The sequence below is a fragment of the Methylocaldum sp. GT1TLB genome (genome assembly GCF_051027445.1).
Classification (GTDB): Bacteria; Pseudomonadota; Gammaproteobacteria; order Methylococcales; family Methylococcaceae; genus Methylocaldum.
On record NZ_CP194898.1, the window covers coordinates 752118 to 772544 of the forward strand.

General features: G+C 53.9%; 21 protein-coding genes and 4 tRNA genes. 17 read left to right on the forward strand and 8 right to left on the reverse strand.

Annotated features, from left to right (window positions below; translation table 11 throughout):
• Positions 1-44: 44 nt before the first annotated feature.
• Positions 45-869: a ferritin-like domain-containing protein gene (locus tag ACR2R1_RS03195; RefSeq protein ID WP_434112634.1), complete on the forward strand. Its 825-nt coding sequence runs from the start codon at positions 45-47 to the stop codon at positions 867-869.
• Positions 870-899: 30 nt separating this feature from the next.
• On the opposite strand, the gene ispG is transcribed toward ACR2R1_RS03195, so the two are convergent.
• Complete coding sequence (gene ispG, locus ACR2R1_RS03200; RefSeq protein ID WP_434112636.1) at positions 900-2138, reverse strand: flavodoxin-dependent (E)-4-hydroxy-3-methylbut-2-enyl-diphosphate synthase; 1239 nt, start codon at positions 2136-2138, stop codon at positions 900-902.
• Positions 2139-2325: 187 nt separating this feature from the next.
• Here ispG and ACR2R1_RS03205 point away from each other — a divergent pair, with 187 nt between their 5' ends.
• Positions 2326-3054: a metallophosphoesterase gene (locus tag ACR2R1_RS03205; protein ID WP_133715990.1), complete on the forward strand. Its 729-nt coding sequence runs from the start codon at positions 2326-2328 to the stop codon at positions 3052-3054.
• A gap of 62 nt (positions 3055-3116) precedes the next feature.
• On the opposite strand, the gene ACR2R1_RS03210 is transcribed toward ACR2R1_RS03205, so the two are convergent.
• Positions 3117-3974, reverse strand: a complete 858-nt coding sequence (locus tag ACR2R1_RS03210) for an NADP-dependent methylenetetrahydromethanopterin/methylenetetrahydrofolate dehydrogenase (RefSeq protein ID WP_434112638.1) — start codon at positions 3972-3974, stop codon at positions 3117-3119.
• Positions 3975-4149: 175 nt separating this feature from the next.
• Here ACR2R1_RS03210 and fchA point away from each other — a divergent pair, with 175 nt between their 5' ends.
• The 6 genes from fchA to ACR2R1_RS03240 all read left to right on the forward strand — a co-directional run bounded on the left by fchA (position 4150) and on the right by ACR2R1_RS03240 (position 5785).
• The gene (fchA, locus tag ACR2R1_RS03215; protein ID WP_434114181.1) at positions 4150-4773 is read left to right on the forward strand and encodes a methenyltetrahydrofolate cyclohydrolase; all 624 of its coding nucleotides are present in this window, start codon (positions 4150-4152) and stop codon (positions 4771-4773) included.
• A 124-nt stretch (positions 4774-4897) separates the two neighbouring features.
• Positions 4898-4974 (forward strand) — tRNA-Pro (locus ACR2R1_RS03220).
• Position 4975: 1 nt separating this feature from the next.
• Positions 4976-5052, forward strand: a tRNA-Arg gene (locus ACR2R1_RS03225).
• Between the two features lie 21 nt (positions 5053-5073).
• Positions 5074-5149, forward strand: a tRNA-His gene (locus ACR2R1_RS03230).
• A 27-nt stretch (positions 5150-5176) separates the two neighbouring features.
• Positions 5177-5252 (forward strand) — tRNA-Lys (locus tag ACR2R1_RS03235).
• Between the two features lie 305 nt (positions 5253-5557).
• Positions 5558-5785 carry a zinc-ribbon domain-containing protein gene (locus ACR2R1_RS03240; RefSeq protein ID WP_434114184.1) on the forward strand — a complete coding sequence of 76 codons (228 nt, stop codon included), beginning with the start codon at positions 5558-5560 and terminating at the stop codon, positions 5783-5785.
• Between the two features lie 297 nt (positions 5786-6082).
• Here the strand turns inward: ACR2R1_RS03240 and ACR2R1_RS03245 are convergent, their stop codons facing one another.
• A complete protein-coding gene (locus ACR2R1_RS03245; RefSeq protein WP_077729496.1) occupies positions 6083-6448 on the reverse strand; it encodes a four-helix bundle copper-binding protein in 366 nt (121 codons plus the stop codon).
• A gap of 301 nt (positions 6449-6749) precedes the next feature.
• On the opposite strand from ACR2R1_RS03245, the gene ACR2R1_RS03250 reads away from it, so the two are divergent.
• The gene (locus ACR2R1_RS03250; RefSeq protein WP_077729495.1) at positions 6750-7166 is read left to right on the forward strand and encodes a DUF4383 domain-containing protein; all 417 of its coding nucleotides are present in this window, start codon (positions 6750-6752) and stop codon (positions 7164-7166) included.
• 105 nt (positions 7167-7271) lie between these two features.
• Here the strand turns inward: ACR2R1_RS03250 and ACR2R1_RS03255 are convergent, their stop codons facing one another.
• A complete protein-coding gene (locus ACR2R1_RS03255) occupies positions 7272-8033 on the reverse strand; it encodes a hypothetical protein (protein WP_434112640.1) in 762 nt (253 codons plus the stop codon).
• On the reverse strand, positions 8026-10452 hold the full coding sequence (locus ACR2R1_RS03260; RefSeq protein ID WP_077732575.1) for a Lon protease family protein: 2427 nt from the start codon (positions 10450-10452) through the stop codon (positions 8026-8028). The genes ACR2R1_RS03255 and ACR2R1_RS03260 overlap by 8 nt, the downstream gene beginning before the upstream one ends.
• Before the next feature lie 431 nt (positions 10453-10883).
• Here ACR2R1_RS03260 and rdgC point away from each other — a divergent pair, with 431 nt between their 5' ends.
• Entirely contained in the window at positions 10884-11810 is a 927-nt protein-coding gene (gene rdgC, locus ACR2R1_RS03265; protein ID WP_086134771.1) for a recombination-associated protein RdgC, read from the forward strand.
• Complete coding sequence (locus tag ACR2R1_RS03270) at positions 11770-12822, forward strand: L,D-transpeptidase family protein (protein ID WP_434112643.1); 1053 nt, start codon at positions 11770-11772, stop codon at positions 12820-12822. The genes rdgC and ACR2R1_RS03270 overlap by 41 nt, the downstream gene beginning before the upstream one ends.
• On the opposite strand, the gene ACR2R1_RS03275 is transcribed toward ACR2R1_RS03270, so the two are convergent.
• Together ACR2R1_RS03275 and mutY are read right to left on the reverse strand one after the other, a co-directional pair.
• The gene (locus ACR2R1_RS03275) at positions 12801-13073 is read right to left on the reverse strand and encodes an oxidative damage protection protein (RefSeq protein WP_077732573.1); all 273 of its coding nucleotides are present in this window, start codon (positions 13071-13073) and stop codon (positions 12801-12803) included. The two genes, ACR2R1_RS03270 and ACR2R1_RS03275, sit on opposite strands and share 22 nt — an antisense overlap.
• 88 nt (positions 13074-13161) lie before the next feature.
• Positions 13162-14211 (reverse strand): A/G-specific adenine glycosylase, encoded by a 1050-nt coding sequence (gene mutY, locus ACR2R1_RS03280; RefSeq protein WP_077732572.1) that lies wholly within the window; start codon positions 14209-14211, stop codon positions 13162-13164.
• Between the two features lie 197 nt (positions 14212-14408).
• On the opposite strand from mutY, the gene lptM reads away from it, so the two are divergent.
• The 6 genes from lptM (at position 14409) to ACR2R1_RS03310 (ending at position 19338) form a co-directional block, all read left to right on the forward strand.
• Positions 14409-14534 (forward strand): LPS translocon maturation chaperone LptM, encoded by a 126-nt coding sequence (lptM, locus tag ACR2R1_RS03285; RefSeq protein WP_086134769.1) that lies wholly within the window; start codon positions 14409-14411, stop codon positions 14532-14534.
• Positions 14534-15781 (forward strand): diaminopimelate decarboxylase, encoded by a 1248-nt coding sequence (gene lysA / locus ACR2R1_RS03290; protein ID WP_077732570.1) that lies wholly within the window; start codon positions 14534-14536, stop codon positions 15779-15781. The genes lptM and lysA overlap by 1 nt, the downstream gene beginning before the upstream one ends.
• Entirely contained in the window at positions 15781-16611 is an 831-nt protein-coding gene (gene dapF / locus ACR2R1_RS03295; RefSeq protein WP_077732569.1) for a diaminopimelate epimerase, read from the forward strand. The genes lysA and dapF overlap by 1 nt, the downstream gene beginning before the upstream one ends.
• The gene (locus ACR2R1_RS03300; protein ID WP_077732568.1) at positions 16608-17321 is read left to right on the forward strand and encodes a DUF484 family protein; all 714 of its coding nucleotides are present in this window, start codon (positions 16608-16610) and stop codon (positions 17319-17321) included. The genes dapF and ACR2R1_RS03300 overlap by 4 nt, the downstream gene beginning before the upstream one ends.
• A 5-nt stretch (positions 17322-17326) precedes the next feature.
• Positions 17327-18250: a tyrosine recombinase XerC gene (gene xerC, locus ACR2R1_RS03305; RefSeq protein ID WP_077732567.1), complete on the forward strand. Its 924-nt coding sequence runs from the start codon at positions 17327-17329 to the stop codon at positions 18248-18250.
• Positions 18251-18312: 62 nt separating this feature from the next.
• Positions 18313-19338 (forward strand): DUF2333 family protein, encoded by a 1026-nt coding sequence (locus ACR2R1_RS03310; protein ID WP_434112647.1) that lies wholly within the window; start codon positions 18313-18315, stop codon positions 19336-19338.
• Positions 19339-19476: 138 nt separating this feature from the next.
• On the opposite strand, the gene rsgA is transcribed toward ACR2R1_RS03310, so the two are convergent.
• Positions 19477-20424 (reverse strand): ribosome small subunit-dependent GTPase A, encoded by a 948-nt coding sequence (gene rsgA / locus ACR2R1_RS03315; RefSeq protein ID WP_434112649.1) that lies wholly within the window; start codon positions 20422-20424, stop codon positions 19477-19479.
• Positions 20425-20427: the final 3 nt, after the last annotated feature.

The window sequence follows — 20427 nt, forward strand, 5'->3', positions numbered from 1 at the left end:
AAGTGGCGGCCTGTTGTTCTTATTCCGAAACGATTACGAAACTCATGTCGACCAATCTATTCGAGATTGCGGAATCGTGCCTATACACGCCATCCGTGGAAGCCAAACTGGAAGCGACCGAGCGGGCTGCGCTGGCCTTCCGGGGAGAAGGCTTTTCCCTGGATGATCGCTTGCCGCCCAAGCCGGCATCGGAAGTCCGCTTCCCGGAGCGTCCGGAGTTGGTGGACCCGAGGCATTTGCCGCGGCGGAAACTCACGACCCGTGCCGGGAAGATCGCGTTTCTGCATGCGGTTGCCCACATCGAACTCACCGCGATTCAGCTCGCCTGGGATATGGTTTACCGGTTCCGCGGAATGCCACGGGCCTTCTATAACGATTGGCTGGAAGTAGCCATCGAGGAGGCCTATCACTTTTCTCTGGTTCGAGGAAGGCTAAAAGACTTTGATGCCGACTACGGCCAGTTTCCCGCACATAGAGGATTATGGGAGTTAGCCGAGGAGACGGCGCATGACGTGAAAGCCCGCCTGGCGTTGGTTCCGCGCGTGATGGAAGCGAGGGGATTGGATGTCACCCCGGCAATGATTGATAAGCTCGATGCCTTAGGCGATGACGCAACCGCGAATATCCTCAGGATTATCCTGAGGGATGAGGTTGGCCATGTGGCGCGAGGTACTCGTTGGTTTCAATACGTGTGCAACGAACAGGGAATCGATCCCGTAACGGAATATTTCGATCTTGTCGAACGCTATCTTCGGGGGGCTGTCCGCGGTCCGTTCAATACCGAATTGCGCCGAGCGGCGGGATTTAGCGATCTGGAGTTGCAGCGTTTGAAGGGGATGGCGAGCGAAAGTCCGGCCCGCCCGGACTGAGCGGCCGCGGGCCGGGGAGCTTTCGATTCCTTACTCGGCGATGGCTTGATGTTCCTGATTCGGGCCGTAGTGGGACACGACATAACGCTCGACCAATTCCTGAAAGTCTTCGGCGATACGATCACCCTTCAGCGTTACGGTCTTTACGCCATCCTCGAAGACCGGGGCGACCGGTTGCTCACCCGTGCCGGGCAAGCTGATTCCGATATTGGCGTTCTTGCTCTCGCCGGGGCCGTTGACCACACAGCCCATCACGGCCACGTGCATGTCCTCGACACCCGAATATTTCTTGCGCCATTCCGGCATCTTGTGACGGAGATGGCTCTGAATCTGCTGAGCCAGCTTTTGAAAATAGTCGCTGGTCGTACGGCCGCAACCGGGGCAGGAGATCACCATCGGCGTGAACGAGCGGATCCCCATGGTTTGGAGAATCTCCTGGGCGACGATGACTTCGTGGGTGCGATCGGCGCCCGGTTCGGGAGTCAAGGAAATACGGATCGTATCGCCGATGCCTTGCTGCAGCAGTACCGCCAATGCAGCCGTAGACGCCACGATGCCCTTGGATCCCATGCCGGCTTCGGTAAGCCCCAAGTGCAGAGCGTAATCGCAGCGTTCGGCGAGCGCTTGATAAACGGCAATCAGCTCCTGAACGCCGCTCATCTTGCATGACAGCACGATGCGGTTTTTGGGCAATCCTAATGACACGGCACGCTCGGCGCTTTCCAAAGCCGAGGTGATGACCGCCTCGCGCATCACTTCGGCGAGTGGTCTTGGGTCACTAAGCTGCGCGTTCTCATCAAGCAGGCGTGCCAGCACGGATTGATCGAGGCTTCCCCAGTTGACCCCGATCCGCACGGGTTTTTCGTAGCGGCAGGCAAATTCGATCATCTGGGCGAATTGGGGATCGCGCTTGGATCCTCGGCCCACGTTGCCGGGGTTGATACGGTATTTCGCCAGTGCTTCGGCACAACCGGGAAACTTGTCCAGCAGCTTATGACCGTTGAAATGGAAGTCGCCGATCAGAGGAACGAAGCAGCCATTCCTGTCCAATTCTTCGCGTATCTGAGATACGGCCTGTGCTGATTCTTCATTGTTTACGGTAATGCGGACCAATTCGGAACCGGCCTTGGCCAGATCCATCACCTGTCTGACGGTGCTTTTTACATCCGCGGTGTCGGTATTGGTCATGGATTGGACGACCATCGGCGCATTGCCGCCGATCTGGATCTCACCGACTTTTACACCGACCGAATCTCTTCTATTCATCATGCTTAAAAACCTACTGGGATACTTCGCGAGTCCGCTATTTTATCAATGACACAGCTCAAGCCTATCGTAGGCTTGCGGTAATTTCCGAGTTCTTTACTTGGGTGTCAAGTTATAATTATGGAACTTACAGCGTGTGCCGGAATAGTAAGCCCTCGAAGGACGCTCCGGCCAAGGATCACATTACACCGTGCGTATTCAGTATTTTTCGGACATACATCTCGAATTCGGATCTTTGGAGACGACGGCGGCCGATGCGGACGTTGTCGTCGCAGCCGGAGATATCGGTGTTGGCCTGCAAGCTTTGGACTGGCTTAAATCATTTGGAAAGCCTGTCATATATGTAGCGGGTAACCACGAGTTTTACGGCCAAGAATATCTCTCCACCCTGGCAAACCTAACTAGTGCCGCTAGCGGAACCAATGTGCAGTTCCTGGAACAACGCGCGTGGGTGTATGACGGAGTGAGATTTTTGGGTTGTTCCCTGTGGAGCGATCTCGGGGGCGACGATAACGATCAGCTGGAGGAACTGGTTTCTATCGTCAATGATTTCCGAAAGATTCGATACCGCACAGATGCTTTAAATGCGAAGAGCTATCGCCAATTGCATCGGGAATCCCGCGAATGGCTCTTTGCCGAACTCGCAAAACCGTTTCCCGGGAAAACCGTGGTGGTCACCCACCACGCTCCGACGCCTTGGAGCTGGCGGGACAGCCCCAGCCAGATCAAACGCCATGCCTACTGCAATGACCTGAGAGAAGTTCTGCACAGTTTCGAAATCGCAGCCTGGTTCCATGGCCATACCCATGCCGTCTCCGACTATCGCTGCTCAGGCACGCGAATTCTCTGCAATCCCCGAGGCTATTTCCCAAATCAGCTCGTAAGCGAATTCGACCTAAAAAAAATCTTGGAAATTTAGGCGCTCTCCGAGGTCAAGCGAAAATGTCAGCGGCCGCCCTGTTCGAATCGCGCCTGCGTCCTTCAGGCCATTGTCTTCGCGATTTCGAAAATTTCTTCGGCATCCAGAATTTGATCGTTACTCTCGAAAAGCTTAGCGATACAGGCACGGTGCAGTGCCAGTTTCAGCGTACCGACGCCAATGGCTCCCCAAACGATTTTTCCGTTTCGGTCTGTTCCACGGTCCATCATATCGGTCCCGCCGATACCGATTGGAGGAGTCGCGTTGGCATCCGCCACCAGCTCGATCGACGGATTATCCTGCCAATGACGTTCTTCCAACAGTTCTACACCGGCTGCGCCGGCCGCAAACACGATATGCGCTTGCTCTATGGATTTCCCGCGTGCGTCGTTATCATGAGCCTCAATAGGGGTCAGTTCGACGCCGAACCGCTGTTTCATGTCTTGGCAAGCTTTCTCGGCGCGAGCCATCTGGCGTGATGTGATCGAGACCCGAGCGCCTTCTTTGGCCAGCATTACCGCCGCCCGCTGGCCCACAGGTCCGGTACCTGCAAGAACGACAGCCCGTTTTCCGGCAATTGCTCCGCTCGCTGCGAGTTTGGCGACGCCCGCTGCGGCCGTGGTATTGCTGCCGTTGCTATCCAGCATTACGGAGACTCGGAAACCTCCGAAAAACTTTTTCTTCACCGCCTTCAATAGCTCTTGTCCGGCCATCAAATCGCTGCCCCCGATGAAGATTGCCGTATTTTTTTTATCCTTGGGCGCTCTTGTAAAAATTGTGCCGTCCACCAATGCCCCAACGTTCTCCGGCGTCAGGCTACCGTGGCCGATTACATGATCCGCGCCGCCATCATAGGCGACAACGGTGTCGAACACAGATGGGTAAAAATCGGTATCGAATTGGAACAAAAGCTTCTTCATTCTTTTTCCTTGGAATGGCACTTAACCTTGAGCGGGTTTGGCGGATTTTTCCGATTCGTCATCGAACTGGCGAGATATCGCCAATCCGAAAAAACGGAAAATTTTAACCCGTAACGCCTTGTGTTTTATACTTTCCGGCCATTTTTCATACTATGAACCTGATGGAGCGAATGGCATGATCAAAGACAAAACAATCCATCAATTTTTGGACGACTTGGCCAGCAAGTCGGCAACTCCCGGTGGCGGCAGCGCAGCGGCCATTATGGGAGCTATGGGCGCCGCTTTGGTGAGCATGGTTTGTAATCTCACCATAGGAAAAAAAAATTATGACGCCGTCGAACCAGAGATGAAAGAGCTGCTGACGAAAGCGGAAAGCTTGCGTGCGCAGCTGATGGACATGGTTAGAGCCGATGTCGAAGTATTTGATAAGGTCATGGGCGCCTACGGTTTACCAAAAGAAACGCAAGAACAGAAGACCGCCAGAAGCCAGCAGATACAATCGGCTTTGCAGGAGGCGACCGATGTGCCGATCGCGTGCGCGAAAGCCTGTGCCGAAGTGATCAGGTTGAGCAAAATCGTAGCGGAAAAAGGGAATCGAAACGTAGTCAGTGATGCCGGCGTTGCCGTCGTGGCAGGTTACGCTGCGCTGAAAAGCGCCGCGCTAAATGTTTATGTGAACGCCGGTGCTATAAAGGATGAAAAATTCGTATCTTCCCGCTTAGCGGAATTGAACGGGATTTTGACCGGAATGGATCTCCTGAATGAGGAAATTTTCCAGACCGTCAAGAGCAAGCTGTAAAGCAAGCGCTTGTTATCATTGACGACAGATGTATGCAGCATACCGATTGACGATCTGTAACGACATGGGTATTATTGTGAGTCTTGATGGTTAGCCGAACGGCTTCTCGTTAAAGAAGGTCGTCCGGGGTATAGCGCAGTCTGGTAGCGCGTCTGCTTTGGGAGCAGAATGTCGGGGGTTCGAATCCCTCTACCCCGACCAAGCGCTTGTAGCTCAGCCGGATAGAGCATCGGCCTTCTAAGCCGAGGGTCGCAGGTTCGAGTCCTGCCAAGCGCGCCATCTATTTGTAATTTTCCGACGGTGGCCGTAGCTCAGTTGGTAGAGCCCCGGATTGTGATTCCGGTTGTCGTGGGTTCGAGCCCCATCGGTCACCCCACTTCTAGCTTGTCAAGCACTCCATATCGGGCCATTAGCTCAGCTGGTAGAGCAGCGGACTCTTAATCCGTTTGTCGTAGGTTCGATCCCTACATGGCCCACCAATTAAAACAAAGGCTTGCAGAAATGCAGGCCTTTTTGTTTTTGGGTTTTCAAAAAATTCCCAAAACTCATCTCTTGTCGGAATTTAACCGGGCCTCATTTTTGAAACCTCTCCGCCGTGTCCTACCGGTAATTTGGAGCATCTCCAGCTTTAGGAGCAAGGTTTTCCTGATCTATCCCAATCCATGCATTGTTCGAAATTGCCGAGAGTCACATTCGAATTTCGATAGTACGAACTGTTGTAGGCATGCTGAATCTCCGCTAATCTCACGCTGTTAAGGTAACGGAGTTTATAGCTATGGCCCTCATGAAATGTCCCGCGTGCGACTCGGAGATTCCCGATCAAGCCAATGCTTGTCCACATTGCGGGCGGTCTTTAAGAGCAGCTCCAATACGCAGCTTGAGCGGAAAATTGCAGGCGATCGGCACCATTCTGGTCGCAGTCAGCATTCTTGCGATGATGGCCGGTACCTGGTGGGGAGCCGCGTTGCTGTTTCCTGGCGCGGCTTTTTTCATAATCGGTCGGGTGTTGTAGTCCATTCCTTTTCGACGCTCCCTTGACACACGATCGCTACGCGTCAGCCTCCATGAATAGGCGTCCAGGAACCGGTGAGTGGTCGTGAATTTTCTCAGTGGTCGGTCGAGAGCGGCGGCATGAGAGTAATCGCTCCGAGCCATAAGCTGAGGAGCCTAAGCTCTCCAATTTACGCACACGCTTAGCTACCGCTCTCGTACGGTGATGATGACAAATTGCGCTTGACGAGCGGCATGCTCCGGAAATGCGGGCTCCGATGGTGTAATTTCAGTCGGACTATCTAAAACCCAAAACCCATCATTCAACACCTGCTTCTTCGGCCATAGCCTGACAGGCGTCAGCACAGCTTCGGCAAGTTTGCGCGCATGCCTGCATTTGGGGGTCATTCTCGAATTGCTCACAACTGTCCCCGCACTGTTCGCATGTTTCTGCGCAGACTTCGCAGGTTAACGTGTGAAGCTCTGAACCGCGGAGCATGAAGTTCGCACTGGTTTGGCAAATTTCGGCACAATCCAGGAGGAGTCGAATATGATCGGCTTCCGCATGCGGCCCTCCTTTTTCCAGACAGTGGGTTACCGTTTCCAGGCATATAGAATGGCAATCCAGACACTGCTCGATACATGCTTGCATGGAGCCAGTTGAAGATGCTTCTTGAGTCAGCATATCGGCACCTCTCAAACTTCGAGTTAACGGTGTAGTTCAAAATAGGATGCTGCCATGAGATTCACTTTTGAATAGGTAAGAGTACGCAAGCTGCCGTCTCGGTCTTCAAATGGTCAAAAGACACGCATTAAAGCCTGAACTAGCGATTTTTCGAAGGCTCTAATTGACAACATAAGCTTTTCTCGGACTAGCAGTGCGAAATGAAAAATACCGCGCTGCCGCCTTTCAGAGAGGCAATATTTTATGTCCGAGGATAAGTAAGGTAGCGAGTGTTTTATCCTGATATTGAAGGAGATGTGTCATGGTTCAGACTTTCGCGAAAGTGTTTGGCATTGTGTACCTGATAATCGGTATTCTTGGCTTTATCCCGGGCCTTGTACAGCCGATAGTAGGAGGTCCTCCATTGGCTATAGAAGCTGGCTACGGCAGATTGTTTGGCCTCTTTCCGGTTAATCTGATTCACAACTTGGTACATATCGGCGTTGGAGTCTGGGGTATTCTTGCCGCCCGGAGTATTCCTAGGGCCGTGACCTTCGCGCGAGCCAATGCGATCCTCTTCGGTGTGTTATTCCTGTTGGGGATTATTCCGGCAACGAACACACTGTTCGGGTTGGCTCCAATATACGGTATCGACGCCTGGTTGCACCTATTGAGCGCAGCGGTAGCCGCGTATTTTGGATTTGCCGGTGCAGCACGGGTACATGCTTGGCATACGTGAAGCTTGGATAGTGAATCGTAACGGGCAATCACTGAACGAGCGGTCGCGAAATGGAATCGCGACCGCTCGAAATTTGCGCCTTTATACTATCGGCATAGCCGCGATTCAAACCAGGACGACGGGGCAAGCGACGGTCTCCGAAATGGCTTTGCTGAAATCAACATTTTGACGTTTGACTACCAACAAGCGGCAGCCAGTGCGCTGCATCGAGCGCAGTAAATTTGGGGCATCGAACGGGCGGACGGAAACAAACTGCGCGGCTGCGCTTTGAACACAGCTTTCCAACGCCAACCTTTTTAATGCCTCGGATTCGGCCTCAGTCTCTGCCGGAAGGGCAACATTAAGTCGGCTTGATTCGAGCTCGGCCAACTCGACAGACATCCGTAAGGCGCGCTTAGCTTCCATAGATCCGTCGAATACAACCCAGATAGGGAATGTAGAGATCTTCTTCTTAACGCCGCTTTTATACGGCTCGGTTCTCTTGGGAAGGAAAACGACGTCAACCTGCTCGATCTGTGACATGACGGCGGAAACGAGATGTCCGCGCACTGTCCGGAAACTTACGTCAATTCGCAGGCTTTGATTCAGCCGGTACAACGTTTGCTGAATTTGTTCGGTGCTGGAGCGCAGGGTGCGCATCAGGCGTGGCAAATCGACTTTACGCTCGGCCGCGCAGATGCGATCAATCTCTATCGCGAACGGAAGCTCGGCCAAATTGATTAAGTTCGTCTCTTCCACATAAACTGCAATCAACTGCGCCTGCTTTCGTGCGGCGAGATGCGCCGCCAATTCGAGAATACCGATATCATGGCGCAGCACGTTCAAAGCAACCACGACTCGTTCGGAGATGGGAGCGTCTTCAGCCATAGCTTTGATTCTCTCCGGCTCTTTCCTGACTCCTGAACTCCTTCTGGATATCGATCCACTCCCTGAGGCGTTGTTCGATACGCCCGTTAATGCTATCTGGCGGGAATGCGCCTGTCACGTCACGTTCGCCGGCCGGCTTATCCATGAGCAGCTCTAAAGCCTGATCTACCGTGTCCACCGCGTAGACGTGAAATTTGCCCGATTCCGCGGCTTTGACTACATCCTGCCGCAGCATGAGGTGTTTGACGTTGGCACGGGGAATGATCACTCCCTGTTTTCCGCTTAGGCCAATCGAGGCGCAAATGTCAAAAAAGCCTTCGATCTTTTCGTTGACCCCGCCAATAGGTTGAACTTGTCCATTTTGATTGACCGAACCGGTTACCGCCAGCGACTGGCGAATCGGTAAATCGGCCAGTGACGATAAAATCGCACTGAGTTCCGCCAAGGACGCACTGTCGCCCTCGACCTGGCCGTAGGATTGTTCGAAGACGAGGCTGGCGGTCACTGAAAACGGCCGGGTCTTAGCGTAACGATGTGCTAGGAAACCGGACAAAATCATCACACCTTTGCTGTGAATGGCGCCGCCCAGTTCGCTTTCCCGCTCGATGTCAAGAATTTTGCCGCTGCCCAACCGAGTGGTGGCGGTAATGCGGGACGGCTGGCCGAATGAAAAATCACCCAAGCTGATTACGGACAAGCCGTTGACCTGGCCAACCACCGCGCCTTCAGTGTCGATGAAAATCGTTCCGCGTCGAATGTTTTCATAAACTCGCTCGCGGAGCCGGTCAGCCCTACGGATCTGGTGATCGATGGCGGCCTGCACGTCGTCCCGAGTGATGATCGCGCGCTGTACCTGTGCCGCCCAGTGGTCGGCTTCCTTGAGAAGATCGTCCAGGCTGCGCAAATGGGTGGATAATTTCTCCGAATCTTCCACCAAGCGAGCCGCATGTTCCACTACCCGGATTACCGCTTCCTTGTCCAGCGGGCGCAACTGGTTTCTCCGCGCCAGGCTGGCGATAAGCCGAGCGTATAGTGCATTGCCGTCGGCATCTCGATCGATCGTTTCTTCGAAATCCGCCGAAACTTTGAAAAGCTCGCGAAATTCAGGATCGTAAACATTGAGCAAATAATAAAGAACGCGATCCCCGATCAAAATGATCTTGATATCCAGCGGAATCGGTTCCGGCTCCAGGCTCGAGGTACTGATTACGCTTAGCGCACGCTCCAAAGATTCGATACGGATTTCGCGCGACTGAAGAATGCGTTTCAGGCTGTCCCAAGCGAACGGCTGCATCAGCACTTTGCGAGCGTCCAGGATCAAATAGCCGCCGTTGGCGATATGCAAGGCGCCTGGTTTGATCATTGTGAAATCGGTGACCAGAGCGCCCATGTAGGCTTGGTATTCAACCCGTCCCACCAGATTGTTGTGACTCGGCAAGCTCTCGAAGACGACTGGGGCATATTTGCACTCGCTATTGTCGACCAATAGGTTCACCTTATAGCGCAGAAAAGGACTTGGCCGCGGCGCATGCCCGATCAACGTCGCTATGCCACCTTCCTGCTTCGGGAAAAAATCTTCCGCGTGATCGATGATTTCCCGTTGAGCTTCATTCAGATACTGAACGACTCCGGGAATGGCTTCGTAACGGGCTTTCAAATCGTCCATCAAATGGTTGACGGCAAACTCGGCAATTTCTCGATTCAACGTTTTCAGCTTTTCCTTTGCTTCCTTGCGCCACACCGGAAATTGCTTCAACAGCTTTTGCAACTGCTGACGCAAATCCGTTACCGCCTCCTGAATCTGTTCCTGCTGATGCTCCGAAAGCTTTTGAAATTGCTCGGGTCCGAGCACTTCGCCTTTTTCGTCCACCGGAGCAAACGCAAATCCGGTAGGCGTTTCGATTAAAGCGATGCCGTGCTGCAAAGATTTTCGGCGTAACTCATTTAGAGCATTGATCTCGCGCTCCTTTGCTTCCTCCTCGATTTCTTCTGCGCGACCGCGGTATTCTTCACCCTCGAACGTCGCCGGAATGACGGTACTGAGTTCCTCGATGACTTGCTCCATGTCCCGGGCGAAGCGGCGCCCCTGACCGGCCGGCAATCTCAAGGCCTTGGGCTTCGAAGCTTCGCCGAAGTTGTTGACGTAGCACCAGTCGTCGGGTACCGGCCGGTTTTCAGCTTCGCGGCCGACGATTTCCTTAACCGCCGCCAGCTTCCCGGATCCGCTCGGACCTAGAGCGAAAATGTTGTAGCCCTTCTGGACGATGGAAATGCCGAACTGAATTGCATCCAGCGCTCGCTCTTGGCCTATCACGACACCGATATCGGCCAACTCGTCGGTGGTGGAGAAGTCGAATTCCTGTGGATCGCACGCTTTGTAGAGAACGCTCGCTGGAAGAGACTGTCGGTAGTAGCCCATAGAATTACTCAACTCTTCAAAAGGATGGTCGAAAAAATAGTCGGATATTTCAATAAGGCCGGCAATCACTCATGGCTCAGCATGAATCCGAGATGATTTAAATGCCGATTTTTCCAACTGATTCCGGAAAGCTAGAATTCTCGAACAAAGATCAGCATGGAACTCACAAAATAGTTAGGACTGGATGGCGTCAATTAATTCCCGAATTTGACAAGCCGATTCCGAGGGCATTTTCATCAATCATAATGTAGTGCGACGAATGATAATGAAGATTCTGACATCCAATGACAGGCCTGATCTTCCGCTCTACATGTAGCGAATATACTTTAGGTCGAGTTTTCAGACTGATTTAAATGGCGATTAAACGGTATTGATGACAAAAAACGCGCCAATCGCCATAATTCGCCCCTTTTGGTTGCCGCTTCCGAATTATGTGGTTTAAGAACTTATCTTTATTACGTTTTACAGAACCTTTCGATCTTGACGTCGCAGAGTTCGAGCAAAAGCTCGATCAACGCCGCTTTCGTCCTTGCGGGAGTCTAGAGCCCGTCAGTTACGGCTGGTGCGCACCGCTCGGCAAGGATACTTTTCCCCTGGTCCACGTCACCAACGGATTTGCGATGGTGTGTGTTCAAAAGGAGGAAAAAATCGTTCCTGCCTCGGTAGTTAACGAAATCCTCTCGGAGCGGGTAGCCGAAGTCGAAGACCGGCAAGGCCGGCCGATGCGACGGAAAGAGCGGGACGCGCTACGCGATGAGGTAATGCAGGATTTACTGCCTCGCGCCTTTAGCCACAGCCGGCGCACCTATGCCTACATTGACCCGAAGGGCGGCTGGCTTGTTGCAGATAGCGCCAGCGCTAAGAAAACCGAGGAAATTGCTTCGCTGCTGCGTCAGTGTCTTGGTTCTTTGCCAGTGGTTCCTCCTGCGACCCGTGAGCGGCCCAGTGCTATCATGACCCACTGGGTTATGGATGCCGACTTGCCGTCGGATATCACTCTGGAAAGCGAATGCGAGTTGCGATCTCCGGAAGAAGACGGCGGTATCGTGCGCTGCCGCCGCCACGATCTGAGCGCACCGGAGATTCAAAATCACATTGAGGCCGGTAAAGAGGTCATCAAATTGGCTATCACTTGGAATGACCGTCTAAGCTTTGTTCTCGACGAGGCGTTTGGCATCAAGAAACTCCGTTTTCTGGACCTGGTACAGGAAGAGGCGGCGGATATCGAAACGTCCGATCCGGTAGAACGCTTCGACGCGGATTTTGCAATCATGAGCCTCGAGTTAGCGACATTCTTGCCACGCTTCATCGAGCTCTTTGGCGGCGAAAACCTTCAAACGAAACAACCTGTGGTGTAGGAAAAACGCAATGTTGCTGAAAACAATCGAATTGGCGCGCATCAAGAGACGGGGGGCGGCCTGGCTAGCGATCGCGCTCATGCTTGCTGCCCCGCTCAATTCTACAGCGGAGGTGTTCGCACTTCCGACGGACGGTAGCGATCTAATCGGCGAGATTCGATATACGAAGGCGAAGCATGAAGATACGCTCATCGATATTGCGCGGGAGTTCAGCGTCGGTCAGGACGAAATCGTCATGGCCAATCCGACCGTCGACCGCTGGTTGCCTGGTGACGGTAAGGATGTATTGATCCCACGCCAATTTATCCTTCCCGATGCGCCACGTTCCGGCGTTGTCATCAATATTCCGGAAATGCGCCTTTACTACTATCCGGCTCAGCGGAAAGCGAAAGCGACACAAGTCGTTAGCTATCCGGTGAGCATCGGCCGAATGGATTGGCGCACTCCCTTGGGCGCCACCAAAATTGCGCAGAAAGTAAAGGACCCGGTTTGGGTACCTCCGGAAACCATCAAGCAAGAACACGCCCGGGACGGGGATATTTTACCGGACGTGGTCCCAGCGGGACCTCTGAATCCGCTCGGCCGCTTCGCCATGCGGCTTGGCGTTCCGGGCTACCTTATCCACGGCACCGGCACTGACAAGGCCTACGGCATCGGAATGCGAGTCACTCACGGATGCATTCGAATGTATCCAGAAGATATCGAGCGGCTTTTTCCGCTCGTCAATGTCGGTACCCCGGTCCATCTGGTCAACCAGCCGGTCAAGCTGGGCTGGTCGGCAGGGATTTTATATATGGAAGTCCATCAGCCGTTGGACGAAGACCGCATGACTTACGAACAGTTGCTCGACTCGGCTATGGATTTGATTGAGAAGAAAACGAAGGGCCGCGAGATCATTCTCGATGGCGCAGCGCTAAAGCAAGCGCTGCAGCAGCCAACTGGTATTCCGGTCGCTATCTCCAAACCGTCTGAGCCGATTCCGGAGCCGATTCAGACTTTGGGCGGCACGTAGCCTTCAGGCATCTGAGCTCCGCCGCCGAATAGAAATTTCTCGCGCTCCTTCGCCAGGAATCGTCGTGCTTCGGGCTCGAATGGTGTGAGCCGGTGCTCATTGATCAGCATGGTCTGGAGTTTGAGCCAATCCTGCCATGCCTGAGCGGAGATATGGTCGAAAATCCGCTGCCCTTCTACTCCAGGGAAGGGCGGTTTCTCCAAGCCTTCGGCCTCGACTCCCAAACGTGCACATTTAACTCGTCGCGTCATCAGTTACCTCGTAATGATCAGCACTATAGAAACCCAATTCGACTCGTTCCGCACCATCCGCGCCCATTGAATTCGCTTGAATTCGCAGCTATCGATCCTGGCCGGCAATCTCGTTTACCAGTTTCAGTACCGGCGCCGGGAGCCCGATCGTTTTATCCGGTGTAAGCCATCGATAGAGCGATGGTTCGCTGATTCCGTAGTACTCGGAATGTGTGCGAGCCACCAGCGGAACAAAATCAAGGTGATAATGGGAAAAAGTATGCCGGCGCTGCGGGAGGCGCTCAAGCTCAAAACAATCGATATGCTGTTTCGTGCACCAAGCATATACATCCTCTTCGCTATCGAACTCCGGCAAGCTCCAAAGACCTCCCCAAATGCCGGTATTCGGGCGCTTTTCCAGGTAAAGCTCGCCACAGGCGTTTCTTAACACCAACATAAAACATTGTCGGACAGGTAGGGTCTGTTTTGGTTTCGGCGCTGGGATGGCGTCGACTCGCCCCGACTGAAGTGCCACGCAGTTCGCGCTGATCGGACAGGCGGAACAAACCGGTTTCCGCTTGGTGCATACGGTTGCTCCCAGATCCATCATGGCTTGGTTGTAGTCGGCGATACGGAGCGAAGGCGTCAATTCTTCGCTGAGTTGCCATAATCTCGCGAGAATCCGGGTGTCTCCAGGCCAGCCTTCGATACCCTGATATCGGCATAAAACCCGTTTGACGTTGCCATCCAGGATGGGTGCACGAATACCCGATCCGAGACTCAGGATCGCTCCAGCCGTAGAGCGTCCGATGCCGGGCAGAGCGCTCAATTCCTCGAGAGTGACGGGCAACTGTGCGTCGTGCTGTTCCACGATTATCCGCGCCGCCCGGTGTAGGTTACGAGCGCGCGCATAGTAGCCGAGCCCGGCCCAAAGTGCGATAACCTCGTCCAAGGATGCCTGGGCGAGCGCGTCGACAACAGGAAAATGGCCTACAAAACGCTCGAAGTACGGGATGACCGTTACGACTTGGGTCTGTTGGAGCATGATTTCCGAGATCCAAACCCGATAAGGTGTTCGGTCGACTTGCCAGGGCAGTTGCTTGCGCCCGTATCGATCGAACCAGGCAAGTACGGTCGCCCGGAATAGTTCATTTTGCATACGCGTGTAAGACGAGTGATTGAACGGCTGGTTTCAAATTTCAGGCGTCCGCAGATTTTTCCGGAACGGACGCTTGAAGCTTCGGTCAGTCTTCCTTTGCATAAACGATATAAGGCGGTCCGTGCATTGGGCCGCCCCCATTTTTCCATTAGAATAAGCAAGATTATTGTCGACAAGACGCAGCAAACCGAAAAATCATGTCTCTTTCGTTTCGAACACTCCTCCCGCTGATTTTTTTCAGTCTCGTCCTCTCCGCTTGCGGCCAGAAAGGACCACTTTACCTACCCAGCGAAGATCCTGCTTCGAAAGAAGAACAGCGCTGATGGATTATTTCAATTATCACGACGGTACGTTGTACGCCGAGGATGTGTCCCTGCCTGCCATCGCAGAGCGTTACGGGACCCCCTGCTACGTCTATTCGCGTGCCACGATCGAACGCCACTGGCGGGCTTTCGACGACGCTTTCGCCGGTGAGCCACATTTGGTCTGCTATGCGGTGAAAGCCAATTCCAATCTGGCGGTGCTGAACGTCTTAGCGCGCCTGGGCTCGGGTTTCGATATCGTATCCGTCGGCGAATTGGAGCGGGTACTGGCGGCGGGCGGCGAGCCGGCGAAGATCGTTTTTTCCGGAGTGGGCAAGCGCGAAGATGAACTACGCCGCGCTCTGGAAGTCGGTATCCGTTGCTTCAACGTTGAAGTTCCGGGCGAACTGGATCGGTTAAATCGAATCGCCGGAGAACTCGGTGTAAAAGCTCCGATCTCGCTGCGCGTGAATCCGGACGTGGACGCTCTTACGCATCCGTACATTTCTACCGGGCTTCGGGAAAACAAATTCGGCATCGACGTCAGCGAAGCACTGCATCAATATCGGCGTGCAGCCGATATGCCGCATCTCGAAATTACCGGCATCGACTGCCACATTGGTTCTCAGCTGACGTCTGTCAGGCCCTTCCTCGATGCTCTCGATCGAGTTCTGGCGCTTGTCGATACCTTGAAAGAGCAGGGGATCAACCTCCATCACTTGGATTTAGGGGGAGGTCTAGGCATACGCTACCGCGATGAGCAGCCGCCCGAGCCTCGCGAATACGCGTCTGCGCTGTTGGGACGGCTCGCGCAAACGGATTACGAGATTCTCATCGAACCCGGCCGCGCGATTATCGGCAATGCCGGCGTTTTGCTGACCCGCGTGGAATACCTGAAATCCAATCAGGAGAAAAACTTCGCCATCGTCGATGCCGCTATGAATGACCTCATTAGACCAGCGCTCTACGATTCGTGGCAGGAAGTCGTGCCGGTCCGAACGGCAAGCAGCGTGGACAAAAAACGCTACGATATCGTCGGACCCGTTTGCGAAACCGGCGATTTTCTCGGCAAAGAGCGCGAGCTTTCGATCGCCGAGGGCGATCTGCTGGCAGTCCGTTCCGCAGGCGCGTACGGATTCAGCATGAGTTCAAATTACAATTCCCGCCCCCGGCCCGCCGAAGTCATGGTGGATGGAGGCCGGACTCACCTGATCCGAGAGCGGGAGACCACCGCGCAACTTTTTCAGGGCGAGCACGTAGTAGACTGATGGCACTGAAATTCACCAAAATGCATGGGCTAGGCAACGACTTCGTTGTTATCGATGGCGTGCGGCAGAGCGTTTCATTGACGCCGGAAAAGGTCCGTCATATTGCAGACCGACACTTTGGAATCGGCTGCGATCAGGTGTTGGTCGTTGAAGCCCCGATCAATTCAAACGCCGATTTTCGCTATCGAATCTTCAATGCGGATGGCTCCGAAGTAGCGCAATGCGGAAACGGTGCCCGCTGCTTTGCACAATTCGTTCACGATCACGGCATGTGCGACAAAAGCGAAATCGTAGTCGATACGGACGCCGGTCAATTGTGCTTGCTCCTTCGAGATAATGGACTCGTGACCGTTAACATGGGAGTTCCCAGGCATGCTCCTGCCGAAATCCCGCTGGACATTCCGGATGAGGCCGTTCTTTATGAGGTGGTGGTGGGTGGGAACCCGCGGCCGTTCGGCGCTGTATCGATGGGCAATCCGCACGCCGTGCTCAAGGTCGGTGATGTAGATCGTGCGCCGGTCGAAACCGTAGGACCGCTATTGGAAAACCATCCGATTTTTCCGCAACGCGCAAACATCGGCTTTGTCCAGATCATCAACCGACATCACATTAGGCTCCGAGTTTTTGAGCGCGGTTCCGGAGAAACCTTGGCTTGCGGCAGTGGAGCTTGCGCCGCAACAGTTGTTGGCATAGAGCAGGGAGATTTGAGCAGTCCGGTGCAAGTTGATCTCCCTGGCGGGTCCCTTAATATAACTTGGGAAGGACGGGGGAGGCCGGTGTTCATGACTGGACCGGCCGTTCGCGTGTTCGAGGGCGAAATCGAATTATGAGCTTGATTACTCCAAAGGCGCCAAAGCGTCATAAAGAAACGACTATCTCCGCTGACGAAGTGGAGGCCTATTTGCGCCAACATCCCGATTTTTTTTACGATCAATTGGATTTGCTGGAAATGCTGAAGGTGCCGCATCCCTGCGGGGAGGCAGTTTCCCTGGTGGCGCGCCAAATTTCGCTATTGCGGGACAGCAATCGGCAACTTCAATCACAGTTGAACGATATCTTGCAAATCGCCCGCGATAACGATGCCTTGCATCAGCGGATTCATCAATTGACGCTGACGTTACTCGATGCTGCGACTCTAGACGACACTTTAGGCAGTCTGACGTGGTGCCTGCACGAGTATTTTCAAGCCGACTTCGTCACGGTAAAAATTGTGCAGCCATCCATCGAAAGCCCAATCGCCGGCCTTTACGTGCCCTCCGACGACGTTGGGCTAGTTCTTTTCGCATCGGTCTTGGAGACTGGAAAACCCTACTGCGGAAAGCCGGACCCGGTTCATGCCAAATACATGTTCGGCAACAACGCCTCCGGCGTGCTCTCATACGCACTGATACCCCTGCAACATGCAGGACTTAAGGGATTGCTCGCTATCGGCAGCCGTGACGCAAGCCGATTCCAAACCGGTATGGGACTACATTTTCTCGGGCAGTTGGGGGAGGTCGTTTCCGCCCGACTGGCATCTTTGCTTAGCGAAGCGACGTAATCTTGATGCAAAAAGACGCGGAACAGCAGGTTACCGATTTTCTCGATGTTCTGCGATTTCAGCAGCGGGTATCCCCACATACTTTGGCCAATTATTCACGCGACCTAGGGCAGCTAAAGCGATACTGCGACGTTCATGGCATACCGTGCTGGGACGCTTTAATCCCTCGGCATGTTCGGGACCATATCGCTTCCCGTCATATCGAGGGGCTGAGCAGCCGGAGCCTTCAACGAGAACTGTCGGCGATCCGCAGCTTCCTCAATTTTTTGGTGAAACGACGCCAAGTTCCGGACAACGTCGCACGCGGAATACGTCCTCCCAAATCGCCGCGGAAACTGCCGGCGCTATTGGATGCCGATCAAATGACGGGGCTCTTGGAAGGTGAGCAAGATGACGAACTGGAGATTCGCGATGTGGCCATGTGGGAGCTTTTCTACTCCTCGGGCCTACGATTGAGCGAACTGGTTTCGCTCGAAATTCAAGATCTGGATTTGAACGCTGGATCCATGCTGGTTAGGCACGGTAAGGGACAGAAGTCTCGCATCCTACCGGTCGGTCAATGCGCTTGCCAAGCCATCGAGCGCTGGCTGGTCTTGCGATCTCGCTACGCGCACGCCGGAGAGAAGGCGTTGTTCGTCAGCAAGAGAGGGAACCGAATCGCCGGTCGAACGGTTCAGTTGCGCCTTGAACGCTGGCAACGCAAGCTGGGCTTGCCTGAACACGTGCATCCGCACATGCTCAGACATTCGTTCGCGAGCCACATACTGGAGTCCAGCGGAGACTTGCGGGCCGTGCAGGAATTACTTGGACATGCCAATCTCAGTACCACGCAGATATACACCCATCTCGATTTTCAGCATTTGGCGGCCGTATACGATCAGTCACATCCTCGTGCGAAAAGGCGGCGTCCGGGTTCTTCTGTGACTTAAGCAGAACCTTTACGCTATAATGGTTTGATTCGGGGAACCGCTAAAGGGCTTTATTCATGTCAGTGCCAGAACAAACCGAAAGTCGGCCGGAATCACTCGGTTCGCGAATTAAGGGAGTATTCACCCCCAAAACGACGACCGAAAAAGGGCTCATTTGGGTAATCGGTGCGTTAGCGGTTGTGGTCGTGCTGATTTTCGTCGCCGTTTCATGGTACTGGAGTAAAGAACCCAGTAAGTTCGACGTACTCGAAATAGCCGCAAGGCACGGGAATGTCAAGAATCCAAAAGAATTGCCTCTCGGATACACGTATGCCTCCGCTCTTGTGCAAATCGGGGACACGTTGCTAAGGAAACCGGGCGGTCTTTTGGTTAACGACGTCTTTCCACCCGGGGTTTTGTTGGACAACATTCCTTCCTGGGAGTACGGCGCTCTTACGGCGTTGCGCGACGCGACCACGGCACTCCGTAACCATATCGCACGGGCTCAAACCCAGTCACGAGAAGATCCGGATCTGGCAAGAGCCGAGCCTTTTTTCTATTTCGATCACAAATCGTGGCAGCTGCCTTCATCCGAGTCGGAATACGAAAAAGGAATCGAGGCGCTTGAAAGTTACCGCTTGCGTTTGATGAAACGTGACGCGAACTTTTATTCCCGTGCCGACAATCTGCGCCAATATTTAGAGGTGTTGGAAAAACGGTTGGGTAGCCTTTCCAATCGTTTAAGTGCCAGTGCGGGCGACACCAGGCAAGTCAGTGCCGATGAGCGTCGTACCGTCGTCACCAGGACGCCTTGGCTGATTATCGACGACGTTTTCTTCGAAGCACGCGGCTATACTTGGGCGGCGATGCATATTCTCAAAGCCATCGAGTTCGATTTCAGGGACATTCTCGGCAATAAAACCGCTTCGGTGACGCTGCAGCAAATTACTCATGAACTCGAGGATGGCCAAGCCACATATTTGAGCCCGGTCATTCTAAACGGTGGCGGTTTTGGCTTATTCGCCAATTATTCACTCACTTTGGCTAACTACATTGCTAGAGCCAACGCCGCGACTATCGACTTGCGCAGTCTCCTCCAGCAAGGATAATTGTCGTTTTGGACTCGGTCACGCTTCCACGCGGCACAGTAAAGGCCTTGCGGCTAATCGATCGACGATACCCCTCAAAAAATGCCTGAACATCCGAACGCGTAAGAGCCCCAAGTTACAGGCAGTTTTCGACTTCCGCTATGGTCTTTGCGATGGCGGAAGCTTTTCAATGAGCTTTAGATAGCGCTCATAGCGAGCATAGGGCAGGGCGCCGGTCTCCGCTGCTTCCCGCACGGCGCAGCCTTTATCATTGATATGCCTGCAATCGTTGAACCGGCAACGGGGTATCCACGGACGAAACTCCCGAAAGCCCGATGCCAGGTCACGAATGCTCATTTCAGCCAGACCGAAGACCGAGACTCCCGGACTATCGATGAGGTCTCCCCCATCTGGAAGATGGTAAAGGGTTGCCGTGGTCGTCGTGTGCCGACCCAAACTCGTCTTTTCCGAAAGCGTTCGTGTCTGGAGTTGCTTATCCGGTAATAGCGCATTCGTGAGCGATGATTTGCCTACGCCCGATTGTCCGACCAGCATGCTGCATTGTCCGATAAGCTCTTTTCGCAACTCGGAGAGCCTTTCGCCGGTCCTGACGCTGACTAGAAAGGAGTCATAGCCGATTCCGTGATAATCAGCCAATAAGCCTTCCCCCACCGCCTGGCTCGGGAGTAGGTCGACTTTATTGAAGATAAATGCTGCGCGGAGATCTCGGCGCTCGCAAGCGGCCAGATATTGATCGACCAATAACCAATCGGGTTCCGGTTCGGCGGCAACGACCACGAAAACCCGATCGAGATTGGCGGCCACCGGACGTATGGTTTCGTTATGGCCAGGGCGGGTCAGTACGTTTCGGCGGGGTAGAATTTCCACAACCCGCCCTAGATTCCCTTCGCTCGGCTCCCACAACACACGATCTCCCACTGTGGCGAAGCCCAAGCGCCTCCGGGTGTGGCAAAGGATTATGTCACCCGGTGATCCTTCGACGGCCAAGCCTTGGCCTAGGTGAGCGATCACGAGCCCCTCACGGAACGGAGAGCCCGGAGCAGCAGATTTTGACGTAACGGTTCTGCTATTCCGCCCTCTATTCATCTG

Bases quoted from the DNA above. Each gene is read 5' to 3' on its own strand.
- ACR2R1_RS03250 (WP_077729495.1), top strand. From the start codon at position 6,750: ATGGTTCAGACTTTCGCGAAAGTGTTTGGCATTGTGTACCTGATAATC.
- ACR2R1_RS03240 (WP_434114184.1), top strand. From the start codon at position 5,558: ATGAAATGTCCCGCGTGCGACTCGGAGATTCCCGATCAAGCCAATGCT.
- ACR2R1_RS03195 (WP_434112634.1), top strand. From the start codon at position 45: ATGTCGACCAATCTATTCGAGATTGCGGAATCGTGCCTATACACGCCA.
- dapF (WP_077732569.1), top strand. From the start codon at position 15,781: ATGGCACTGAAATTCACCAAAATGCATGGGCTAGGCAACGACTTCGTT.
- ACR2R1_RS03255 (WP_434112640.1), bottom strand. From the start codon at position 8,033: ATGGCTGAAGACGCTCCCATCTCCGAACGAGTCGTGGTTGCTTTGAAC.
- rsgA (WP_434112649.1), bottom strand. From the start codon at position 20,424: ATGAATAGAGGGCGGAATAGCAGAACCGTTACGTCAAAATCTGCTGCT.
- ACR2R1_RS03300 (WP_077732568.1), top strand. From the start codon at position 16,608: ATGAGCTTGATTACTCCAAAGGCGCCAAAGCGTCATAAAGAAACGACT.
- lysA (WP_077732570.1), top strand. From the start codon at position 14,534: ATGGATTATTTCAATTATCACGACGGTACGTTGTACGCCGAGGATGTG.
- ACR2R1_RS03260 (WP_077732575.1), bottom strand. From the start codon at position 10,452: ATGGGCTACTACCGACAGTCTCTTCCAGCGAGCGTTCTCTACAAAGCG.
- ACR2R1_RS03245 (WP_077729496.1), bottom strand. From the start codon at position 6,448: ATGCTGACTCAAGAAGCATCTTCAACTGGCTCCATGCAAGCATGTATC.
- ispG (WP_434112636.1), bottom strand. From the start codon at position 2,138: ATGATGAATAGAAGAGATTCGGTCGGTGTAAAAGTCGGTGAGATCCAG.
- fchA (WP_434114181.1), top strand. From the start codon at position 4,150: ATGATCAAAGACAAAACAATCCATCAATTTTTGGACGACTTGGCCAGC.
- mutY (WP_077732572.1), bottom strand. From the start codon at position 14,211: ATGCAAAATGAACTATTCCGGGCGACCGTACTTGCCTGGTTCGATCGA.
- rdgC (WP_086134771.1), top strand. From the start codon at position 10,884: ATGTGGTTTAAGAACTTATCTTTATTACGTTTTACAGAACCTTTCGAT.
- ACR2R1_RS03275 (WP_077732573.1), bottom strand. From the start codon at position 13,073: ATGACGCGACGAGTTAAATGTGCACGTTTGGGAGTCGAGGCCGAAGGC.
- xerC (WP_077732567.1), top strand. From the start codon at position 17,327: ATGCAAAAAGACGCGGAACAGCAGGTTACCGATTTTCTCGATGTTCTG.
- lptM (WP_086134769.1), top strand. From the start codon at position 14,409: ATGTCTCTTTCGTTTCGAACACTCCTCCCGCTGATTTTTTTCAGTCTC.
- ACR2R1_RS03210 (WP_434112638.1), bottom strand. From the start codon at position 3,974: ATGAAGAAGCTTTTGTTCCAATTCGATACCGATTTTTACCCATCTGTG.